At 59.8% G+C, this 20,415-nt stretch carries 21 protein-coding genes; 8 read left to right on the top strand and 13 right to left on the bottom strand.

The window, feature by feature from the left end; translation table 11 throughout:
* Nucleotides 1-134 precede the first annotated feature (134 nt).
* Nucleotides 135-1,124, top strand: coding sequence for a sugar-binding transcriptional regulator (locus ACYJRZ_RS21435; RefSeq protein ID WP_459462327.1), 990 nt, complete (start codon nucleotides 135-137; stop codon nucleotides 1,122-1,124).
* Nucleotides 1,125-1,198: 74 nt separating this feature from the next.
* On the opposite strand, the gene ACYJRZ_RS21430 is transcribed toward ACYJRZ_RS21435, so the two are convergent.
* Entirely contained in the window at nucleotides 1,199-2,071 is an 873-nt protein-coding gene (locus ACYJRZ_RS21430) for a methylated-DNA--[protein]-cysteine S-methyltransferase (RefSeq protein ID WP_459462325.1), read from the bottom strand.
* A 111-nt stretch (nucleotides 2,072-2,182) separates the two neighbouring features.
* Complete coding sequence (locus tag ACYJRZ_RS21425) at nucleotides 2,183-2,686, bottom strand: DUF2244 domain-containing protein (protein ID WP_459462323.1); 504 nt, start codon at nucleotides 2,684-2,686, stop codon at nucleotides 2,183-2,185.
* 22 nt (nucleotides 2,687-2,708) lie between these two features.
* On the opposite strand from ACYJRZ_RS21425, the gene nth reads away from it, so the two are divergent.
* Nucleotides 2,709-3,488, top strand: a complete 780-nt coding sequence (gene nth / locus ACYJRZ_RS21420) for an endonuclease III (protein WP_459462321.1) — start codon at nucleotides 2,709-2,711, stop codon at nucleotides 3,486-3,488.
* Here the strand turns inward: nth and ACYJRZ_RS21415 are convergent.
* Nucleotides 3,485-4,207 (bottom strand): sulfate transporter family protein, encoded by a 723-nt coding sequence (locus ACYJRZ_RS21415; protein ID WP_459462319.1) that lies wholly within the window; start codon nucleotides 4,205-4,207, stop codon nucleotides 3,485-3,487. The two genes, nth and ACYJRZ_RS21415, sit on opposite strands and share 4 nt — an antisense overlap.
* A 253-nt stretch (nucleotides 4,208-4,460) precedes the next feature.
* On the opposite strand from ACYJRZ_RS21415, the gene ACYJRZ_RS21410 reads away from it, so the two are divergent.
* Complete coding sequence (locus tag ACYJRZ_RS21410) at nucleotides 4,461-5,312, top strand: MurR/RpiR family transcriptional regulator (protein WP_459462317.1); 852 nt, start codon at nucleotides 4,461-4,463, stop codon at nucleotides 5,310-5,312.
* Between the two features lie 5 nt (nucleotides 5,313-5,317).
* On the opposite strand, the gene ACYJRZ_RS21405 is transcribed toward ACYJRZ_RS21410, so the two are convergent.
* The 9 genes from ACYJRZ_RS21405 to ACYJRZ_RS21365 all read right to left on the bottom strand — a co-directional run bounded on the left by ACYJRZ_RS21405 (nucleotide 5,318) and on the right by ACYJRZ_RS21365 (nucleotide 15,132).
* On the bottom strand, nucleotides 5,318-6,901 hold the full coding sequence (locus ACYJRZ_RS21405) for an FGGY-family carbohydrate kinase (protein WP_459462315.1): 1,584 nt from the start codon (nucleotides 6,899-6,901) through the stop codon (nucleotides 5,318-5,320).
* 20 nt (nucleotides 6,902-6,921) lie between these two features.
* On the bottom strand, nucleotides 6,922-7,596 hold the full coding sequence (locus ACYJRZ_RS21400) for an HAD family hydrolase (RefSeq protein WP_459462313.1): 675 nt from the start codon (nucleotides 7,594-7,596) through the stop codon (nucleotides 6,922-6,924).
* 101 nt (nucleotides 7,597-7,697) lie between these two features.
* Nucleotides 7,698-9,179, bottom strand: coding sequence for a mannitol dehydrogenase family protein (locus ACYJRZ_RS21395; RefSeq protein ID WP_459462311.1), 1,482 nt, complete (start codon nucleotides 9,177-9,179; stop codon nucleotides 7,698-7,700).
* A 149-nt stretch (nucleotides 9,180-9,328) separates the two neighbouring features.
* The gene (locus ACYJRZ_RS21390; protein ID WP_459462309.1) at nucleotides 9,329-10,333 is read right to left on the bottom strand and encodes an ABC transporter ATP-binding protein; all 1,005 of its coding nucleotides are present in this window, start codon (nucleotides 10,331-10,333) and stop codon (nucleotides 9,329-9,331) included.
* An 11-nt stretch (nucleotides 10,334-10,344) separates the two neighbouring features.
* Nucleotides 10,345-11,187, bottom strand: a complete 843-nt coding sequence (locus tag ACYJRZ_RS21385) for a carbohydrate ABC transporter permease (protein WP_459462307.1) — start codon at nucleotides 11,185-11,187, stop codon at nucleotides 10,345-10,347.
* A gap of 1 nt (nucleotide 11,188) precedes the next feature.
* A complete protein-coding gene (locus ACYJRZ_RS21380) occupies nucleotides 11,189-12,061 on the bottom strand; it encodes a carbohydrate ABC transporter permease (protein ID WP_112602949.1) in 873 nt (290 codons plus the stop codon).
* 144 nt (nucleotides 12,062-12,205) lie between these two features.
* Nucleotides 12,206-13,522, bottom strand: coding sequence for an ABC transporter substrate-binding protein (locus ACYJRZ_RS21375; RefSeq protein ID WP_459462304.1), 1,317 nt, complete (start codon nucleotides 13,520-13,522; stop codon nucleotides 12,206-12,208).
* 145 nt (nucleotides 13,523-13,667) lie between these two features.
* The gene (locus ACYJRZ_RS21370; protein WP_459462302.1) at nucleotides 13,668-14,621 is read right to left on the bottom strand and encodes a sugar-binding transcriptional regulator; all 954 of its coding nucleotides are present in this window, start codon (nucleotides 14,619-14,621) and stop codon (nucleotides 13,668-13,670) included.
* A gap of 55 nt (nucleotides 14,622-14,676) precedes the next feature.
* The gene (locus ACYJRZ_RS21365; protein WP_015341211.1) at nucleotides 14,677-15,132 is read right to left on the bottom strand and encodes an RbsD/FucU family protein; all 456 of its coding nucleotides are present in this window, start codon (nucleotides 15,130-15,132) and stop codon (nucleotides 14,677-14,679) included.
* 218 nt (nucleotides 15,133-15,350) lie between these two features.
* Between ACYJRZ_RS21365 and ACYJRZ_RS21360 the strand changes: the two genes are divergently transcribed.
* The 5 genes from ACYJRZ_RS21360 (at nucleotide 15,351) to ACYJRZ_RS21340 (ending at nucleotide 20,217) form a co-directional block, all read left to right on the top strand.
* Complete coding sequence (locus ACYJRZ_RS21360) at nucleotides 15,351-16,010, top strand: response regulator (RefSeq protein WP_459462300.1); 660 nt, start codon at nucleotides 15,351-15,353, stop codon at nucleotides 16,008-16,010.
* A complete protein-coding gene (locus ACYJRZ_RS21355; RefSeq protein ID WP_459462298.1) occupies nucleotides 16,007-17,368 on the top strand; it encodes an ATP-binding protein in 1,362 nt (453 codons plus the stop codon). The genes ACYJRZ_RS21360 and ACYJRZ_RS21355 overlap by 4 nt, the downstream gene beginning before the upstream one ends.
* A 101-nt stretch (nucleotides 17,369-17,469) precedes the next feature.
* On the top strand, nucleotides 17,470-18,396 hold the full coding sequence (locus ACYJRZ_RS21350) for an ROK family protein (RefSeq protein WP_459462295.1): 927 nt from the start codon (nucleotides 17,470-17,472) through the stop codon (nucleotides 18,394-18,396).
* The gene (locus ACYJRZ_RS21345) at nucleotides 18,386-19,096 is read left to right on the top strand and encodes a copper homeostasis protein CutC (protein ID WP_459462292.1); all 711 of its coding nucleotides are present in this window, start codon (nucleotides 18,386-18,388) and stop codon (nucleotides 19,094-19,096) included. The genes ACYJRZ_RS21350 and ACYJRZ_RS21345 overlap by 11 nt, the downstream gene beginning before the upstream one ends.
* A gap of 236 nt (nucleotides 19,097-19,332) precedes the next feature.
* Nucleotides 19,333-20,217 (top strand): DUF6030 family protein, encoded by an 885-nt coding sequence (locus ACYJRZ_RS21340; RefSeq protein WP_459462290.1) that lies wholly within the window; start codon nucleotides 19,333-19,335, stop codon nucleotides 20,215-20,217.
* Here the strand turns inward: ACYJRZ_RS21340 and ACYJRZ_RS21335 are convergent, their stop codons facing one another.
* Nucleotides 20,218-20,364 (bottom strand): hypothetical protein, encoded by a 147-nt coding sequence (locus tag ACYJRZ_RS21335; protein ID WP_459462288.1) that lies wholly within the window; start codon nucleotides 20,362-20,364, stop codon nucleotides 20,218-20,220.
* Between the last annotated feature and the right edge of the window lie 51 nt (nucleotides 20,365-20,415).

Raw genomic sequence — 20,415 nt, 5'->3', positions numbered from 1 at the left:
TAAGTTTCATGTCATAGAATATCGCCAGCAGAAGAGCCGATCTCGCCTGCCCAGTCATCCGCCATCATTCCTTTTCTCATCTCAGGCGGATCATGACGTTAAACGGCGCAGGCGACAATCTCGCCGGAGGACCTGTGGCCAAACTGAGACGCGGAACCCACACCGCCTATTCGGAGACCTCCTCCCTGAGGCTTCGCGCCGCCTGGCTCTATTACAACCAGGGCCTGACGCAGAAGGATGTCGCCGAACAGCTCGGCATCAGCCGCACCACCGTCATCCGCCTGCTCGACGAGGCCATGCGCCGGGCCGAAGTGCAGATCTGGATCACCGAAGGCATCGACGACTGTGTGGAACTAGCGATCAAGCTGGAGCGCACCTTTGGACTCGATGAAGCGATCGTCGTTCCCGAGCCGGCCAATGGGGATGTGAACGCGCAGGCAAAGAGCGTTGGCCTGGCGCTCGGCCAGTTCCTGACGGAGGCCATCCCCGACAATTATACGATCGGCGTCGGCTGGGGCCGGACGATGACGGCTTCGCTCGCGAGCTTCCGCCCGACCCGCCGCGACAATTGCAAGGTGGTCTCCCTGCTCGGCGGCATCGTCGCCGTCCATCAGACCAACCCGATCGACTATACATGGCGTCTGGCGAGCCAGCTCGGCGCGGAATGCTACATGTTCCTGGCGCCGCTGCTCGTCGACTCCATCGAGACCAAACGCAATCTGATTGAAAAATGCGGGCTGGAGGCCATCTACCGCCTAGCGGAGAACCTCGATCTCGCTATTGTCAGCTGCGGCGATATCGGTCCGCAATCGACTTCCCTATCGGAAGGTTTCATCTCGAAACGCGAGCTGGAAGAGCTGATCGAAATGGGCTGCGTCTGCGACACCATGTTCAACTTCCTCGACGCCGAGGGCAATTCCGTCGATCACCCGATCAACAAGCGTGTCATGTCCGTCGATCTCGATACGCTGAAGAAGGCCAAGCATATCGTGATCTCTTCCGGCGGCGCTCACCGTGCCCAGGCGATCGGCGCCACCATCAAGCGCATCGGCTGCAATACGTTGATTACGGATGAAAGTGCCGCGAAGGCGCTGCTGCAGATGGCTGTAGCGAAGGCGGCGTGAGCAATTGCATTTGCGTTTGCGTTTGCGGAGGGTGGATCAATGCCTCAGCGATCTCAAAACTTTCGAACGCCCCTTCAAGCATCCCCCGCTTCCCACCCCAGCATCGCCCGCTTTCGCGTCAGCCCCCAGTGATAGCCCGTCAGCTGCCCATTTTTCCCGAGCGCGCGATGGCAGGGCACGACAAAAGAAATCGGGTTGCGGCCCACTGCCGCGCCGACAGCCCGCATCGCCGTCGGCTGGCCGATATCCCTAGCGATGTCAGAATAGGTCACCGCGCGGCCCATCGGGATCTTTAACAGGCTCTCCCAGACGCGAAGCTGGAAATCCGAGCCGATCAGCACGACGCGCAGCGGCTGGTCGCTCGACCAATTCGAGCGCTCGAAGATGCGTGCCGCATAAGGTGCCGTCGCATTCGGATCCTCGATGAACTCGGCATTCGGCCAGCGGCAGGTCATGTCGGCGAGGCAGGCCTTCTCATTGCCGGCATCGCTGAAGGCGAGTCCGGCGAGGCCGCGATCGGTGACCATGATCAAGGCGAGGCCAAAGGGCGATATGTGAAACGCATAGCGCATCACCAGACCGCTGCCCCTCGCCTTCCATTCGCCCGGCGACATCGCCTCATGCGTCACAAAAAGATCGTGCAGCCGGCTCGGACCGGAAAGGCCGACCTCGAACGACGTCTCCAGCAGCGGCAGATCCTCCTTGCGCAGGAGACGCTTGGCATGATCGAGCGTGACAGCCTGCAGGAAGGCCTTCGGCGACAGCCCGGCCCAGCGTGTAAACGTCTTCTGCAGCTGGGTCGGCGATTGGCCGAGCCTTTCCGCCAGCATCTCCAGCGAAGGTTGGTCGCGATATTCCTCGGTGATGAGCTCGATGACCTCCCGCACGGTCTCGTAATCCTGACCTTCCGGGGTGATGTCTTTCTTCAGCTGTGCAATCGCATTCATGATCTTTCTCCTTAAAAAGGAGAAAACCACGGCAAGAGGGCTAAAACCACCCGTTTCTTGCGCAAGTGGTCTCTCTGCAAAAATGTGATATCGCCGGTCTGGAAAGGCCGCTCATATCCGCTGCGTTACGGTCGCCAAGGCACGTTTGAAGGCGTTGGCAAAGCTCTCGCGATCCTCGGGATTGAGGAAGGAGCCGACATCGATGCCGTGATTTCGATCGCGAACATGCATCGACACGACACCGATCTCGCTGTGACGGCGAACGAGGAAACGCGTCCAGAACGGATTGAAATCATGTTCCACCATGCGACCCGTCGGCGAGAATTTGCGGATGGAGACGTTGGTGCGCGATACCGTCACCTCTTCGCGCACACGGCCCGAGCGGTAATTCAGCCAGAAGGCGCCATAGAGCAAAAAGAAATCGGCGCCGAAGAAGATGCCGATCGGCCAGGCGCCGCGCGTGACGAAGAGAATGCTGTAGAAGAGGCAGAAGGTGCCGGCCAAGGCCAGCATGATCTTGAACCCCTTTCGCGGCAGCGAGCGATGGGGAAACAATTCGGCGGCGAAAACCGGTCTGTTGTCGTCTGCCGCCGTATCGGCGTTGCGTTTCGTCATCGGACTTGAGTATAGGTCGTTTATGGCAAATCCAAAGATCAAATCCAGCGCCCAAACCGCGAAAAAGTCAAATGCGACCGCAGGCCGCAAGCCGGCTGGGAAGAGCCTCTATTCCAAGGCAGACCTGGAAGAGATCTTCCGGCGCTTCTCCATCCAGCGGCCGGAGCCGAAGGGCGAGCTGGAACACGTCAATCCTTTTACGCTGGTCGTTGCCGTGGCGCTGTCGGCACAGGCGACCGATGCCGGCGTCAATAGGGCGACGCGCGCCCTCTTTGCCGTCGCCGACACGCCACAGAAGATGCTCGATCTCGGCGAGGAGCGCATTCGGGACTACATCAAGACGATCGGCCTTTACCGTAACAAGGCCAAGAACGTCGTCGCCTTGTCCGAAAAGCTGATCACGGATTTCGGCGGCGAAGTGCCGCGGACGCGCGAGGAGTTGGTAACCCTGCCCGGTGTCGGCCGCAAAACCGCAAATGTCGTGCTCTCCATGGCTTTCGGCCAAGCGACGATGGCCGTCGACACGCATATTTTCCGCATCGCCAACCGGCTGCTGCTGGCTCCAGGGAAGACCCCCGACGAAGTCGAACAGCGGTTGATGAAGATCATTCCCGATCAGTATCTCTACCATGCTCACCATTGGCTGATCCTGCATGGTCGCTATGTCTGCAAGGCGCGCAAACCCGAATGCGAACGCTGCGTCATTGCCGACCTCTGTCGCTCGCCGGAAAAGACCTGGGACATCCCAGCTCCTCTGGTCGAGCTTCCGCCCCAGATCATCGGAGCGGAAGCGGCAGGCTAAGCCCGTCTTGACCGCGGGTTCGTCTCCCTGTGCGAGATCAGCTTGTGCAGATGCACCATCATGCCCGCAGCAAAGAGCGGCGTCAGCAGGTTGAGCAGCGGGATCGCCAGAAACGCGGCGATCACCAGGCCGGCCAGGAAGACTTTAAAGGCGTGCTTCACGCGGAATTCCCGCGCCTTGTCCGGCGGATGGAAGCGCATAGCGGCAAATTCGAAAAATTCCCGCCCAAGCAGATAGCCGTTCACCAGGAAGAAGGCGACGAGATTGACGCCCGGAATGAACAGCAAGAACAGCGCCACGATATTGCCGACGATGACGACCCCGAGAAAGCGTAAGGAGCTCTTCGTCGCCGCGACGATCGGCATCGCGGTTCCCGGCGCATCATTCGGATAATCGCGTCTTTCCACCACTTCGGCGACATCGTCGAGAAATAGGCCGGCAATCAGTGCCGTGACCGGCGAAATCAGCAACGCCATCGCCAATGCCAATGCAATACCCGCGAAGATGGCAAGGAAGAACGAGAGCCAGCCGGTCCAATCTGAAGTGGATGGCATGAAGCCCTGCAGCCAAGGCAATATAAAGGAATTGAAAACGCCTCGCAGGACGAACCAAAGCACGAGAAGCGCCAGCAATGTAAGGCCGAGTACCTTCCAGAAAACTTTGCGCGTCTCGGGCGCAAAAAGATTTTCGAAGGAGCGGCGGGCGGCAAGGCCAATCATTCGTTCTACCTCTCTTAGTGGCAACTGGACACTTAAGAAACGGTTGTATCGATATCAATATCCCGCAAAGATATATGAATGTGACAATTAAAAATTTGAATTATTGTAATACATTTTGCACTAATATATTCTGTAGGCCACATTAAGAACAACAACCGCAACAAGAACGACGGCCCGACCTAAATTGAATACCCAATGGGCGCAGAAATTGGCGCGACATAACATCGAAAAGACCATCAAAGAGGCGCAAAATTTGGAAGACCTTAGCCAGAAACTTAGACAATATATAAAGATCGGCACTCCGGCCGAACGAAGAATTGCTAAGTATTTCTCCGAGCATTTGAACGAACTGCCGTTTGAGACGGCCTCCTCCGTCGCCGACAGGCTGGAATTGAGCCCGATGACGGTAGGGCGGTTTCTGCGGTCGCTCGGTTATCACGGTCTCGATGGGATAAAGGTACACCTCAAGGAGAATGCACCCAGCATCACCTCGCAATTGCCCAATATACTGGAACAGTTGCAGAAGGATGCAAGCGAAGGGCGCCCGCTTGCGACGCAGATTGCCGAACAGGTCGAGATGCTGCAGCATATCTATAACCTCGCCGGCCAGCCTCAATGGCGCGACGCCGTTTCGACAATTCTGTCCTCCGGAAATGTCTTCGTCACCTCTCACCCGAGTCTCGCGGGGATCGGACGCTATTTCCGCGATCGCCTCACCTTTGCCCGCGATCAGGTCCTTTTCCTCGATGGCGCCAATGGCAGCTATATCGAGCTGTTCGGTGAGCCCGCCGCGGACGGACTGGTTGTCGTCATCGACTCCCCGAGCTTTGTCGCATCACGGCTTCTGGCCCGTTCGGCTCGTCGGGCAGGCTACAAGGTATTGCTTTTAACAGGACAATTCACGGAATGGGCGCATGAATTCGCAAACATCACGCTGTCCCTGCCGCCGCAGCGCGCGACCAGCCGTGAAAATCTTTCAGCCATAATGGCGCTGCTGGAATATCTGGCGACTTCAGTTGCTCACGCAGCCGGTGAAGCGGCGGAGGCAAGGGCGCGCCGCATAGAAGAACTGCAGGGCATGTTCGCGCAGGCACCGCTTCGGTAGGCTGCCTATTCGATGGCGTCCAGCTCCGCTCGATGGCGATACATGGCGAGGAAACGCCGGTAGTCGCGATCATAGAGCTTCTGTTTTTCCGCATTCGGCAGCCGCTCATGACCGCCCGGATACATGGCTGCGCCGGCAACTCCGAGGCTTTCGTGAATCCCGCAGGAGACGGAGGCTGCGATAGCCGTGCCGAGCAGCACGGTCTCGTTCATCTTCGGGATGACGACCTTGCAGCCGGTCACGTCGGAATAAAGCTCCATCAGCACCGAATTCTTCACATGGCCACCGGCGACATGCAGCGTATCAGGCACGTAGCCGTAATCGCGCATCCGCTCGAGGATATGACGAATGCCGAGTGCAATGCCGACGCTGGTGCGCCAGTACAGCCTGCAAAGCCCATCGAAGGAGGCATCGAGAGTCATGCCGCTGATGACTCCCAACGCATGCGGATCGGCAAGGGGCGAGCGATTGCCGTGAAAATCGGGCAACACGTGGATGCGTCCGCCGAAGGAAGCCCCCTCCTCCAGCCGCAATTCCGCGATCCGCCGGACGATGCGGTCATGCAGCGCCGCCGTTGGAAGGCCGCCGGCCGCATGCATGCTGACGATATGGTCGAGGAGCGCACCGGTGGCAGATTGCCCAGCTTCGGCAAGCCACATGCCCGGAAAGACGGCTTCATAATAGGGGCCCCACATGCCGGTGCTGCGCTTGCGCTCCCGCGCAAAGGAAACCACGCAGCTCGAGGTTCCCGCAATCAACGCCAGTTGATGCTCCAGCATGTCGGCATCGCCGGCATGGCCTGCAAGCGCACCGAGAGCGCCCGCGTAGGCATCGATCAAGCCCGCGCCCACATGGCATTCACGATCGAGACCCAGCGCTTCTGCCGCCTCTGCCGTCAGTGTGCCGATGGACCGGCCGACTGCAACACTTTCGTCGGGCAGGCTGCCGCGTTCACGCAGATCGCCAAGGCCGATCAGATTGAGAAAATCGGCCTGCCAGCCCGGCTGGCGGTGCGCCAGATAATTCCATTTCGCCACCAGCGTCGAACGCGAGCGCGCAAGCGAACCGGTCGCCTTCCAGGTCATGAAATCGGCAAGGTCAAAAAAGTAGCCGGCCTGCGCCCAGCTTTCCGGCAGGTTTTCCTTCAGCCACATCAGCTTCGGCATTTCCATTTCGGGCGACATGAACTCGCCGGAATATTCAAGAACCGCGTGCTTCGTCGCCGTACAGTAATCCGCTTCGACCAGCGCCCGATGATCGAGCCAGACAATGGTGTCGAACCTTTTCTCGCCCCCAGTGGACACGGTAAGCTGTCCGCCATCGCGATCGCGCACGACCAGCGAACAGGTCGCATCGAAGCCGATAGCGCCGATAGCGGATGCGGCAACGCCGGATGCCTTCACGGCTCCGCGAACGGCGGTGCAGACGGCAGTCCATATGTCTTCGGAATCATGCTCGGCGTGGTTCTCACGCGGGCGGTTCATGAGGATCGGATGTTCGCTTTTACCCAGCAGTGAACCGCCCGCGGTGAAGACACCAGCGCGTGCGCTGCCTGTGCCGATATCGACCGCAACCACGTGATCACGCATGCAAAAGAAGTCCCGCCCACTTATCTCTTGTTGCGGACAAGTTGTATCAATTCCGGCATCGCGTCAAACACGACTTCCGGTGAAAGCTGCTCCAACTCGGCCCGATAACTCGGCGAATGAGCATGCGAACCACCGGTAAAGGCAAAGACTGTCATGCCGGCCGCGCGCGCGGCCGTGATCCCTGCCGGACTGTCCTCGACGACAATGCATTCCCTCGGCGGTATACCCATTTTTTCCGCCGCATAGAGAAAGAGATCCGGCGCCGGCTTGCCACGCTTGACCATGCTGGCGCTGAAGATATTGGGCTCCAGCCTGTCGAGCAGACCGGTCACGCCGAGTGAGAGACGGATACGCTCCAGCTGACTGGATGAGGCGACGCAACGCGGCAGCGAAAGCGCATCCAGCGTCGCGCCGATACCGTCGATCGGCTTCAATTCATGCTTGAAGCGCTCGTAGAGGTCATTGCGGATGCGATCGAGAAATGCCTGATCGATAAAGACGTCGAATTCCGTTTGCATCGTATCGACGAGCGTCGCCAGGCTCTTGCCGAGGAAGCGGCTATAGACATCCTCCTCGCTCATCTCGATGCCAACATCATGCATCGCCTGGATGAGCACACTGACCGACAGCGGCTCGCTGTCGACAAGCACACCATCGCAATCGAAGATTACGAGCCCTGTTCCCGCATCCGCCATCACAGATCCAACCTGAATTCTATTCGTAGCCCTGCCATGTCCGAAATACCGGCGGGACAATGGAAAACGGCCGGAACAGGAGAGGTCCGGCCGTTCGAAAATTATTCCGCGAGTTTGTTGTCCAAGTATAGCTGCAGGGTGACGCGGGTACCCTTTTCCCACAGCGTTTTCAGTGCATGCGCGAAGCGCTTGCGGAAAAGATCGGATTTGGCGACATCACCGAAGATGTCGTCAAAGACGAGGAAGGCATTCGGATCGTCCTTGGCCTTGAGGGCCGCTTCATGCAGCCGATCGGCGCTGGCATCGTTGAAGACGATATCCTTGCCGCTATCACTCTTGCCGGCGAAGTAACGGCACCACAACGCCGAAACGAGCGCGAGGCCGACAATATCCTCGCCGCGGCGAAGACGATCGGCCGTCGACGGCAGGATGAATTTCGGCTGCCGGTTCGAGCCGTCCTGCGCCAGGCGCGGAATGGTGTCGGCGATCTTCGGGTTGGCGAAGCGGTGCTCGATCAGCTTGAAGTAGTCGGCCAGCACGGTGTTCGGCACCGGCGGGATGACGGGAATGATCTCGTCGTTTTCAAGCTTGGCGAGGAAGGCCCGGATCAGCGGCTCCTCCATGGCTTCATGCACAAAATGGATATCCATCAGCGCCGCCGGATAGGCGATTGCCGCATGGCCGCCGTTGAGGATGCGGATCTTCATGTGCTCATAGGGCGTCACGTCGGGCACGAAGGTCACGCCAACCTTTTCCAGCGCTGGTCGTCCGGCGGGGAAATTGTCCTCCAGCACCCATTGCTTGAACTCTTCGCAATAGACGGGCCAGTTGTCCTCGATATCGAAGACTTCTTTCAGCAGGTCGATTTCACGCGCGCCGGTTGCCGGCGTGATGCGGTCGACCATGCCGTTCGGGAAGGCGACGTTCGCGGCGATCCAGTCGGCAAAAGCCGGGTCGGACAGCCGCGCCGTGCCGACGACGGCGGCTTTGGTCACGCCGCCATTATGAGGGATGTTGTCGCAGGACATGACGGTGATGGGCTGCAGGCCGGCAGCGCGCCGCGCCTTTAGACCGGCGACAATCAGGCCGAAAACCGTCTTCGGCGCATCCGGGTTCTGTCCGTCGGCCACGATCGCCGGATGAGCGGGATTGAACTTGCCCGACGCATCGATGAAGTAACCGCCCTCAGTAATCGTCATCGACACGATGCGTATCGCGGGATCGGCAAGCTTGGCAATGATCGCCTTGGCGTCGCCGACCGGCAGGATGTCGATCATCGGCGCGGTCACACGCGCAGCCGTGCGATTGTTGTCCTGCTCGACGACGGTCGTCAGAAAATCCTGGGAAGCCAGCTTCTCGCGCATAGCCGCATCCGACGGCAGCACGCCGGCGCCGATGATCGCCCAGTCATCGGCTTCTCCGGCATTGAAAAGATCGTCGAGATAAACAGCCTGATGAGCGCGATGGAAATTGCCGACACCGAAATGCACGATACCAGCCGAAAGCGACTTCCGGTCATAGGCAGGAATAGCCGCCTTTGCAGCCGCCTGCTGGAGAGTTGCGAGCGATAATTTGCACGTCATGTCTCTGGTCCTTCTGAAAGGTCTTTGGCTCCGGGCGGCTGGGGGAGACCGCACCGGCTGGTATGCTTGACCGGTCTACGCAGATCGAAGGATCCGGACCGGAACAGATGCATCGGCCGCGCCCGCTCAAGGGCATGCGGCCTTGACTTTTAGGCTGAAATCGCCAGCCCTTCGGCGCTGAACCGGTGGATATGCGCCTTGTCCGGCGTCAGGTAAACGGTATCGCCGGCCCGGGCCGGAAAATCGCCCGAACCGCGCGCGGTCACCGTGCCGATCCCGTCGACATCGATATGCAGGAAGGTGTCGGAGCCGAGATGCTCGGCAACAAGCACCTTGCCCTGCCAGTCGCCCGACGTGGTCGACAACAGCACGTGTTCCGGCCTGACGCCGATCGTGTCGCCGCCGAGGCTCTGGGCATAGGCGCCCTTGACGAAGTTCATCTTTGGCGAGCCGATGAAACCGGCGACGAAGAGATTGCGCGGGCTGCGATAGAGCTCCAACGGCGAGCCCACCTGCTCGATATTGCCGCGGTTGAGCACGACGATCTTGTCGGCCATGGTCATGGCCTCGACCTGGTCATGCGTCACATAGACCATCGTCGTCTTCAGCTGCTGGTGCAGCTCGCTGATCTCGAGGCGCATATTGACGCGCAGCGCCGCATCGAGGTTCGACAAAGGCTCGTCGAAGAGGAAGGCTGCAGGCTGGCGCACGATGGCGCGGCCGATGGCGACGCGCTGACGCTGACCGCCGGAAAGCTGGCGTGGTTTGCGCTCCAGATAATCCGTCAGGTTGAGGACGCGTGCGGCATCCGCTACCTTTTTGTCGATTTCCGCCTGCGGCATGTTCGCCATTTTCAGCGGAAAGGCGATGTTCTTACGCACGCTCATATGCGGATAAAGCGCGTAAGACTGGAACACCATGGCCAGGCCGCGATCGGATGGTTTGAGATTGGTACCATCCTTACCGTCGATCATGATCTGACCGCCGGAGACGTCTTCGAGGCCAGCGATGAGACGCAGCAGCGTGGACTTGCCGCAGCCTGACGGGCCGACGAACACGACGAACTCGCCATTGTTGATCTCAAGGTCGATGGAAGGGATGACCTTGGCTTCGCCGAAGACCTTGGAGACTTGTTTGAGAACAATGCTACCCATGCTTCTCTTCCTTACTTAACCGCGCCGAAGGTCAGGCCGCGAACGAGTTGTTTCTGGCTGAACCAGCCGAGGATCAGGATCGGAGCGATCGCCATGGTCGATGCCGCCGAAAGCTTGGCATAGAACAGGCCCTCCGGGCTGGAATAGGAGGCGATGAAGGTGCTCAACGGTGCGGCGTCTACCGCGGAGAGGTTGAGCGTCCAGAAGGCCTCGTTCCAGGCGAGGATGATGTTGAGCAACATCGTCGAGGCAAGACCCGGGATCGCCATCGGCGTCAGCACGTAGACGATCTCCTTGGCGAGCGTCGCGCCGTCCATGCGGGCCGCCTCGAGGATTTCGCCGGGAATTTCCTTGAAGTAGGTATAAAGCATCCAGACGATAATCGGCAGGTTGATGAGCATCAGCACGACGACCATGCCAACCCGGCTGGCCAACTGGTTGTTCAGGAGGCCGAAGCTCTGGAACAGCAGATAGATCGGGATGAAAGCACCGACCGGCGGCATCATCTTCGTCGACAGCATCCACATCAGCACGTCCTTGGTGCGCTTGGTCGGCGAGAATGCCATGGCCCAGGCGGCAGGCACCGCAACGAGCAGCCCTAGAATGGTCGAACCGAAAGCGATGATGACCGAGTTGCCGAAGTGGAGGAAGTAATCCGAGCGCGACTGCACCTCGAAATAATTCTCCAGCGTCCAGTGGAAGAAGAGGAACTGCGGCGGCGAGGCAATCGCATCGCCTTCCGTCTTGAAGCTCGTCAGGATCGTCCACAAGATCGGGAAGAAGATGAGGAGCGCCACGACCCAGGCGGCGACCGATACGACGATCTTGCGTTGCGTGCTGATCTTGCGTGCCATCTCAAGCCTCCAGATTCTTGCCGACCGCGCGCATCAGGAAGATCGCGACGATATTGGCGAGGATGACGGCGATGATACCGCCCGCCGATGCGCCGCCGACATCCTGCGACAGAACGATCTGCGAATAGACGAGATAAGTGAGGTTCGTCGTCGCCGTGCCCGGACCGCCATTGGTGGTGACGAGGATCTCGGCGAAGGCCGACAGCATGAAGATCGTCTCAATCAGGATCACCACGGTGATGGCGCGCGCCAGATGCGGCAGGATGATGTAGATGAATTTCGAAACCGGTCCGGCGCCATCCATCTCGGCGGCTTCCTTCTGCTCCTCGTCCAGCGACTGCAGGGCTGTCAGCAGAATAAGTGTCGCGAAAGGCAGCCACTGCCATGCGATGATGATGATGATCGACAACAGCGGAACCGTCTCCAGCCAGGTCAGCGGATCAAGCCCAAAGAACCGGAAGAGATGTGCCAAGAGCCCGTTTACCGGGTTCATGAACATATGCTTCCAGATGAGGGCTGCGACCGTCGGCATCACGAAGAAGGGCGCAAGCACCAGCATGCGCACGATGCCCTGGCCGAAGATCGGCTGATCAAGAAGGAGAGCCAGCGCAATGCCGCCAACGACGGTGATCAGCAACGCACCGCCGACGAGCAGCAGCGTCACGATCAGCGAACTCAGGAAGGCCGGATCGGTGATGAAATATTCGTAGTTGAGAAACCCGAGGAAATCATGCGTGCCGGGATTCAGCAGATTGTAGTTCAGCGTCGAGAAATAGATCGTCATCACGAGCGGGACGATCATCCACGCAAAGAGGAGCAGAACCGAAGGCGCCATCATGACGCGCGCGGTGGAACGGGTGTGCAACGTTGCCATGGCAAGTACCGACCTATCTTTGAAGGAGGGGGTGGCCGCGGACCGGCTGAAACAAAAGGGCCGCCAAGGGCAGTTCGGCGCTCGGCGGCCTAGAGGAAAGCAGTGCTCGAGAGGGCGCGCTGCTTTCCTTAGCTTCGAAGGCCCTTACTTCGGATAGCCGGCCTTTTTCATTTCGCGTTCCGTCAGCTGCTGGGCAGCCTTCAGAGCCTGATCGACCGAGATCTGGCCGGCAAGAGCAGCCGAGAACTGCTGGCCGACCGCCGTGCCGATGCCCTGGAATTCCGGAATAGCAACGAACTGCACGCCGACATAGGGAACCGGCTTGACGGTTGGATGCGTCGGATCAGCCGAATTGATCGAGTCGAGCGTCATCTTCGCGAAAGGCGCCGCCTTCTGGTAGTCCGCACTTGCATAGAGCGACGTGCGGGTGCCGGGAGGTGCATTCAGCCAGCCTTCCTTCTGTGCGACCAGGTTGGTATAGTCCTTGCTGGTTGCCCAGGAGATGAACTTTTCCGCCGCTTCGGTCTTCTTCGAGGAGGCTGGGATGGCGAGGTTCCATGCCCAGAGCCAGTTGCCGCGCTTGCCGAGGCCCTTATCCGGAGCCAGAGCGAAGCCCACCTTGTCTGCGACCTTCGATTCCTTCGGATCGGAAACGAAGGAGGCAGCAACGGTAGCGTCGATCCACATGCCGCACTTGCCGGACTGGAACAGGGCCAGGTTCTCGTTGAAGCCGTTGGACGATGCGCCCGGAGGACCTGCATCCTTCATCAGCTTGACGTAGAAGTCGAGCGTGTCCTTCCATTCCGGCTGGTCGAACTGTGCCTTCCACTTTTCGTCGAACCAGCGAGCGCCGAACGAGTTCGACATCGCCGTCAGGAACGCCATGTTCTCGCCCCAGCCCGCCTTGCCACGAAGGCAGATGCCGTAGACTTCATGGTCCTTGTCGGTGATCTTGCGGGCTGCATCGGCAACAAAGTCCCAGGTCGGCGCATCCGGCATCTTCAGGCCGGCCTTGTCGAAGAGGTCCTTACGGTACATGACCATCGAGCTTTCGCCATAGAACGGTGCTGCGTACAGCTTGCCGTCGGTCGTCAGACCGCTGCGAATGGCCGGGAGAAGGTCATTCACATCGTAGTTCTTGTCAGCGGAAAGCTTGTCGAGCGAGGCAAGCCAGCCGAGCTTGCTCCAGATCGGCACTTCATATGTGCCGATGGTCAAAACGTCGTATTGGCCGGCCTTGGTGGCGATGTCGGTCGTAACCTTCTGGCGCAATACGTTTTCTTCAAGCGTGACCCATTGCAGGTCGATGCCGGGGTTCTTGGCTTTGAAGTCGTCCGTAAGCTTCTGCATTCGGACCATGTCGCCGTTATTGACCGTCGCAATCGTGAGGGTTTCGGCAGACGCCAGGCCGGCAAACATCAGGGCCGAGCAGGCGCCCAGCAGTAAAGTTTTCAATTTCATATCTTCCTCCCAGAAGATTAAAATGAGCATTCGCTTTGCTCGTGGGCAATTACTCACTTCTTGCGACAAAATGTCAATGCAGATTCGTTGCTGCATTGCCGAGCAAACCGCCTATCATTTTGATTTTATAAGTTGATTTTTTTGCTCAGACCTTGAGCAAAAATTCAGCAACTGCCTCGTCGGTGATCAAACCATTGATCTGCCGGCCGACAATCGCAGCCTTGATCGCCTGGAATTTGCGCCGACCCTTGGCGATTCCGATGACGCTGCAGGTATCTCGGGATGGCAAGGGCGCACTGGCGACGCGCTCATTAACATCGTCAGGCATGAGCTTGCCATTGCCATCGAAAACCCAGCCACAGATCTCGCCCGCAGCACCTCGATCCATCAGGGCCAGCATCTCGTCTTTTTCGAGAAAGCCGTCGAGGCAGAGCGGCGCCTCGACACCCATCTCGCCGATGCCGACGAAGGTCACGTCGGCCTGCGCACTGATATCGAGCGTCGAGCGCACCAGCGCCTGCGCGTGCAGGAGCTCGCGCTCCTCTGCGGAGGACACCAGTACCGGCAGCGGCATCGGAAAATGCCGCGCCTTGACGACGTCGGCCATGCTGAAGATGACGTTGTAGTAGGCGGCCGAACCGTCGGGGCCGATATTGCCCGTCAGCGACACAACCCGGTGCTGTAGACATTCGATCGCCGGCAACTGATCGACCGCAGCCTTCAGCGTACGCCCCGTGCCGATTGCCAGCACGATCGGGTCGGGTCGCCGCAGCCAGCGCTCGATTTCGGCGGCACCCGCTTCGGCAATGCCGACCGTAGAGGACGTACTGTCCGGATCGCTCGGCACGATATCGACATGTCGCAGATTGAATTTCTTCTTGAGCTCCGCCGCATATTCCATGCAGACGGCGATCGGATGGTCCAGCCGGACCTTGATCAGCCGCTCGGCAACGGCAAGCGACACCAGCCGCTGGGCTGATTGCCTGGATATTCCCATCGCGACTGCGATTTCGTCCTGGGTGCGGCCGGCAACATAGTAGAGCCAACCGGCCCGCGCCGCATCATCAAGCCGCCCCTGGGAATCCAGCTTTCTCGCCATCGCCTTCCTTTATCGAAACAGCGCCCTTGCCGCCATCCGGATCAAGCGTGCCTGATTACTCAGCTTCCGGCGGGATGACGCCCTTGGTCAAGGTAAAACAACCGTAGAAACGGCGCTCGCCGGTCTGAATGACGCAAAAAGCGTCCTTGGCACGCTCATAGAAGGCAAAACGCTCGACTGGCGTCAGCGGCCAATGCTTGCCCTCGGCCTTGTCGATTACGGCCTGGACTTCACGCTGCACCTGCGGCACCTCGTCCGGCGCGCCTACCACTTCCATGCGTGCCGCCGCATCGTCGATGAAAGTATCGAGCGGCATCAGCGATAGGATCGCCGCAACCGCTTCGGCAGACGACACATTGTCGATGCGCAACAGCTCGCCCAGAACCGTCTGGCTTGCCACCGATTCAGCGGGGAAATTCGTATCGACGACGGCGAGCATATCGCCATGCCCCATGGACTTAAGTGCGTAGAGCACATCTGCATTCAACAGCGGCGAGATTCCCTTCAGCATGGCCAATATCCTCCGATAGCCTATGGCGGCACCCGCCGCTTCGTTCTTCGCGCAAACAAGTAACCATCGCGTTCCTATCTGTCTATAGGTTCCGGGAACGTTTTCGATGCGTCGGAGAGCTATGAACTGTGCATCCAGCTATGGCTTATTTCAGCCGTTATTGACCCGATAGGTTCGTCGGCATTAACTGAAGTACGTTCAACGGTTGAGAGGTGCAGGTGCGCATTCTTGTGGTGGAGGACGACGACACGATCGGCGGTGCGGTTCGCGACCATATTGCGGCAGGACCTCATGCCGTGGATTGGGTCAAGAACCTGACCGATGCGGAAGAGGTCACCAGCGCCGTGCAATACGGTCTCATTCTGCTGGATCTGCAGCTTCCGGACGGCAGCGGGATCGATTTCTTGAAGCGGCTGCGCCGCAGGCCGGATGAAACGCCAGTCATCATCCTGACGGCACGCGACCAGATTTCCGACCGCATCGAAGGCCTGAACAGCGGCGCCGACGATTATCTCGTCAAGCCGTTCAACCTCGGCGAATTGACGGCACGTATCCTGGCGGTCGCCCGGCGTTATGCCGGCAGTCCGCAGCCGACGCTCCGGTTTGACGACCTCGAAATCGACCAGCCGCAGCGCCGCGTCAAGCTGGCGGGCAAGGACGTGATTCTGACGGGCCGGGAATGGGCAGTCCTCGATCTGCTGGTCACGCGGCCGGGCGCCATCGTCTCCAAAGATAAGATAGAGGAAGCGCTCTACGCCTTCGGCTCCGAGATCGAGAGCAACACGGTGGAAGTCTATGTCAGCCGCCTTCGCAAGAAGATCGGCAAGGACCGCATAAAGACGGCGCGCGGCGTCGGCTATTGCCTGGGCGAGCGATGAGTGAGTCCAAAACCGCCAGTCGCGCCAGTATCACTCGGCGTCTGATCACAGCGCTGACCGGGACCGTCGTTATCTTCTGGCTGATCGCGGTCGGCATCGGTGTCTATGTCGTCAACAAGGAGCTCTCCGAGACCTTCGACGGCGCATTGCAGGAAACCGCCGAGCGTCTGCTGCCGCTGGTGCTCGACGACCTCGCTAACCGCGACCATTCCGGCGATCCCCAGAGCCTGGAAGCACTCAACAAGGGGCTGAACCGTGAATATCTGACCTACCAAGTGCTCGACGGGAACGGCAAGGTCATCCTGCATTCCCACGATGCCCCTCCGACCGCCTATGAGGTGCCGCTGACAATCGGCTTCCACAATACATCGCGATATCGCATCTATACCGAATCCTCGGCAGACGGGACGATCTTCCTCCACGTCGCCGATGCCTTCAAGAATCGCCGCGAGGCATTGCGCGAGAGCGGCGTCGCGCTGCTGTGGCCGCTGCTGGCGCTTATTCCGGCGAGCATCATCGCCATTGGCATCATCGTCGGCCGATCGCTGCGACCGATCGATCGCCTGCGCTCTCAGATCGCCACCAAGGATGGCGGCAACATGGCGCCGCTCGAAAGCGAAACGCTGCCGCTCGAACTCCAGCCGATCGCCCGTTCCGTCAACCTGCTGCTCGAGCGCCTGCGCCTTGCCCTTGAGGCCGAGCGCGAATTCACCGCCAACAGCGCCCACGAGCTGCGCACCCCGATTGCAGGCGCACTTGCCCAGACCCAGCGGCTCATCGCCGAACTGCCGCAGGGGCAATTGAGGGAGCGCGCCAGCCGCATCGAATCGTCTCTCTCCAATCTTGGCCGGCTGGCGGAAAAGCTGCTGCAGCTCTCCCGTGCCCAGGCCGGCATCGGCACCGGCGACAAACCCGCCGACCTCATGGCCATCATCGAAACCGTCATCGGCGATTACGACCGCGATACCAGCACAGCAGGCCGCGTCCTGCTGGAGAGCAGGACATCGGGGAAACTGATCCGCAATATCGATATCGACGCCTTTGCGATCGTCATGCGCAATCTGATCGAAAACGCTTTGATCCACGGCCCGGCCGATGATGAGGTCACCGTCAGTGTCGACGACCGCACCGTTCGCGTCATCAATGGCGGCGCCGTGCTTTCCGCGCATGAGCTTGCCGGCCTGAAGAAGCGTTTCTGGCGCGGCAAGACGAAAGCGGCGGGCTCCGGCTTAGGCTTGTCGATCGTCGAGCGCATCATCGGCCAGATCGGCGGACACCTCGATCTGCTGTCGCCGGCGAGCTGCAGGACCGATGGCTTCGAAGCGAAGATCACCCTGCCGCTTCCGACAACGGACTGATGGCACGCCGACCCGGGAGGATTGGCCCCACCAAGGATTGATCTTGCAAAGACCGGCAAAGGGTGCGAGCAAGTGCGCATGTTTCCAGCGGATCGGCATTCATGATCGTTTCCTTCGACATCGGCGGCAGCGCCATCAAAGGCGGCATTGCCCGCTCCATGACGGATATCGTAACGCTGGCGCGGCGCCCGACGCCCAAGCATGATTTTGCTGAATTCGTCGCTGCCCTAAGAGATGTAATCACGGAGGCGGAAGGCAAGCCGGATTGCCTGTCCTTCTCCATCGCCGGCGTCATCGATCCCGATACGCAGGCGCTCACCTGCGCCAATATTCCCTGCATTCACGGCCGGCACCTTGCCGCTGACCTCGAAGCGGAACTCGGCTATCCCGTGCTGATTGCCAATGATGCCGACTGCTTTGCCATGGCCGAGGCCATGTCTGGCGCGGGCCGCGGCCATCGCATCGTGTTCGGCGCCATTCTCGGCACTGGTGTCGGTGGCGGCCTGGTCGCTGATGGACGGCTGGTCAACGCTGCCGGCGGCTTTGCCGGGGAATGGGGCCACGGTCCGATCATCGCCTCCTTTGCCGGCAATCCGCCTGTTGCCATTCCCGCCTATGCCTGCGGCTGCGGCCAGAAGGGCTGCGTCGACACGGTCGGCGGCGCCCGCGGCATCGAACGCCTGCACAAGACGCTGCACGGCCTGGAACTCTCCAGCGAAGAGATCATCGGCGAGTGGCTCAAGGGCGAAAGCCGCGCGGAACGAACGATCGACATCATGGTCGATCTGGTGGCCTCGCCGCTGGCGCTGACCATCAACATAACCGGTGCGACCATCGTGCCCGTCGGCGGCGGCCTTTCCAACGTCGAGCCGCTTCTGGCACGTCTAGACGAGGCAGTACGCGGCCGCATTCTGCGCAAGCTCGGCCGGCCGCTCGTGGTGCCCAGTGAGTGCAAACTGGAACCGGGCCTCATCGGCGCGGCCCTGCTGGGCCTGAAACATGCCGGACAGCGCACCCATGCTGCTTGAAGTCTGCGTCGAGGATATTGCCGGTCTCAAGGCCGCCGTCGAGGGTGGCGGCGATCGCATCGAGCTTTGCAGCGCACTCCCTCTCGGCGGCCTGACGCCAAGTGCCGGGCTGATGGCCGCTGCAGCCAAGATGCCCGTCCCGGCATACGCCATTATCCGTCCGCGCGCCGGCGGCTTCGTTTACTCGACAGATGAGATTGACATCATGAAGCGCGACATCGATGCGGCGCGAGCTGCCGGCCTGCCGGGTGTCGTGCTCGGTGCCTCCCTGCCAGATGGGCGACTTGATGTTGACACGCTCGCGGCTCTCACCACCCATGCGGACGGTCTTGGCAAGACGCTGCACCGCGCCTTCGATCTGGTACCCGGCGTCGAGGAAGCCGTCAATGCCGCGATCTCCCTCGGTTTCGAGCGTATCCTGACATCCGGCGGCGCAAAGACAGCAGCCGAAGGACTTACCATGCTCGAACAGGCGATTGCGGCCGCCGCCGGCCGCATCTCCATCATGCCGGGCTCCGGCGTGACGCTTGCGACGGTCGGTAAGCTATGGCCGCGCCTACAGGTCAGCGAGATCCATGCCTCCTGCTCGGCACCCGTTTCCGAGATGGATGAGCGAGTCATCGCCCTCGGCTTCTCGGCGCCATTGGTACGCCGCACAGATGCCGCCACCGTCAAGGCGCTCAAGGCATATTTTGCCTAAAGCATATCGTACAAGGATGTTGCAGCAGCTCCGGGACATAGAAAAGCCGGAGCCCCGAACACAGGGAACCGGCTGCGCAATATCGCGGTCTGCTTGAGCAACATCATGAATTGACAAAGAAACATTAGAATGATCAATCGTTCATAAACGCATATGCTGTAGTCATGAATATGGCTGCGCAACATTTAGTTATTGCAGCAAGGTAAGTTTCCTCGGGAGTAGCTGTGATCTGAATCATGTCGGTGGCGCCACCTCGCAAGAAAAGCAGAGCTGTCTTTTGGATTGCCGCCGTTGTCATCGGTTCGATCATTCTCGCAACCGCTCTCCTGGCTAACGATATGCGCAATCTACGTGCCCTGGATGATCGCTATCATCTCAATCTGTTTCCGAAATCGGAGCAACATGCAGCAGCGCCGACCGTGCCGGCGCAGGAGCAGCAGCCATCTCGTACAGCCGCTCCTCCTCCGGCAGCGGCGCCGAAGACTTCAGCCGCGGCAGCCCGCAACGTCCGCGTTAAGCCAGCGACCGTCACCGTTAAGCCTCCCGTCAAGAAAATATCCCATCTGCTGGACGAGCCTGTCGATGTGCTGCTAAGCGCCTTCGTGCGCAGTTGGCGGATATCGGGTCAAACGCTTTGCGCTGATCTCCAAAAGTTCGGCCTGTCCGTGGGCGAATGGCGGCAAAGCGAACTGGGCGCCGGCACTTCAGAGTGCAGTTACGCCGTCCAGAAGGGCGCCTACGGCGATCCCAAGGCGGCCTCCTTCTTCATCATCGCCAGGGGCAAACCGTCAGGCGAAATCGATGCCATCCGCATCAAGGTCATCATGCCTGATAATGACGACGGAAAGGCCGTTGCCGGCACCTTTGTCGACACCGTCGTCCTATTGCTGAACGAAACCCATTGGCTGGACTTTCAGGCCGCGCTCGAGGCGGTCGGCAAGTTGCAGGATGTGACGCTGCAAGCCTTCGGCGCTAAGCTTGCCTTTTTCAAGGAATTCCAGAGCGACAACAATTTCAACCTGCAGCTGGAATTGCGCAGAACATCGCCGGAACAGCTCCGAACCGCGATCGTCTTCGACAAGGCGCGCTGGACACTACCCTCCCCGCCATCGACTAACTGATCACATGGATTCCTTCGAAATGCGGGGTTCCTGTTGCGCTGCGCCATGGATGGTGCTCATATAGGCAACGATTCCGAAGGTCGGCGGATCACCGGCCGCCAGCACCATGTTTCCCGAGAGCACGACGCGGTTTCCGAAGGGATCCATGCAAATCGTCAAACGCGCCGGGCCCCAGCCGAGCGTTGGAAAGTCATTACA

The sequence above is a fragment of the Rhizobium sp. No.120 genome (assembly GCF_054558365.1).
The sequence above is the reverse complement of the archived record's forward strand: the minus strand, read 5'-3'. Positions and strand labels throughout refer to the sequence as shown.

Bases quoted from the DNA above. Each gene is read 5' to 3' on its own strand.
- ACYJRZ_RS21430 (WP_459462325.1), bottom strand. From the start codon at position 2,071: ATGAATGCGATTGCACAGCTGAAGAAAGACATCACCCCGGAAGGTCAG.
- ACYJRZ_RS21425 (WP_459462323.1), bottom strand. From the start codon at position 2,686: ATGACGAAACGCAACGCCGATACGGCGGCAGACGACAACAGACCGGTT.
- nth (WP_459462321.1), top strand. From the start codon at position 2,709: ATGGCAAATCCAAAGATCAAATCCAGCGCCCAAACCGCGAAAAAGTCA.
- ACYJRZ_RS21415 (WP_459462319.1), bottom strand. From the start codon at position 4,207: ATGATTGGCCTTGCCGCCCGCCGCTCCTTCGAAAATCTTTTTGCGCCC.
- ACYJRZ_RS21405 (WP_459462315.1), bottom strand. From the start codon at position 6,901: ATGCGTGATCACGTGGTTGCGGTCGATATCGGCACAGGCAGCGCACGC.
- ACYJRZ_RS21400 (WP_459462313.1), bottom strand. From the start codon at position 7,596: ATGGCGGATGCGGGAACAGGGCTCGTAATCTTCGATTGCGATGGTGTG.
- ACYJRZ_RS21395 (WP_459462311.1), bottom strand. From the start codon at position 9,179: ATGACGTGCAAATTATCGCTCGCAACTCTCCAGCAGGCGGCTGCAAAG.
- ACYJRZ_RS21390 (WP_459462309.1), bottom strand. From the start codon at position 10,333: ATGGGTAGCATTGTTCTCAAACAAGTCTCCAAGGTCTTCGGCGAAGCC.
- ACYJRZ_RS21385 (WP_459462307.1), bottom strand. From the start codon at position 11,187: ATGGCACGCAAGATCAGCACGCAACGCAAGATCGTCGTATCGGTCGCC.
- ACYJRZ_RS21380 (WP_112602949.1), bottom strand. From the start codon at position 12,061: ATGGCAACGTTGCACACCCGTTCCACCGCGCGCGTCATGATGGCGCCT.
- ACYJRZ_RS21375 (WP_459462304.1), bottom strand. From the start codon at position 13,522: ATGAAATTGAAAACTTTACTGCTGGGCGCCTGCTCGGCCCTGATGTTT.
- ACYJRZ_RS21370 (WP_459462302.1), bottom strand. From the start codon at position 14,621: ATGGCGAGAAAGCTGGATTCCCAGGGGCGGCTTGATGATGCGGCGCGG.
- ACYJRZ_RS21365 (WP_015341211.1), bottom strand. From the start codon at position 15,132: ATGCTGAAGGGAATCTCGCCGCTGTTGAATGCAGATGTGCTCTACGCA.
- ACYJRZ_RS21355 (WP_459462298.1), top strand. From the start codon at position 16,007: ATGAGTGAGTCCAAAACCGCCAGTCGCGCCAGTATCACTCGGCGTCTG.
- ACYJRZ_RS21350 (WP_459462295.1), top strand. From the start codon at position 17,470: ATGATCGTTTCCTTCGACATCGGCGGCAGCGCCATCAAAGGCGGCATT.
- ACYJRZ_RS21345 (WP_459462292.1), top strand. From the start codon at position 18,386: ATGCTGCTTGAAGTCTGCGTCGAGGATATTGCCGGTCTCAAGGCCGCC.
- ACYJRZ_RS21340 (WP_459462290.1), top strand. From the start codon at position 19,333: ATGTCGGTGGCGCCACCTCGCAAGAAAAGCAGAGCTGTCTTTTGGATT.
- ACYJRZ_RS21335 (WP_459462288.1), bottom strand. From the start codon at position 20,364: ATGGATCCCTTCGGAAACCGCGTCGTGCTCTCGGGAAACATGGTGCTG.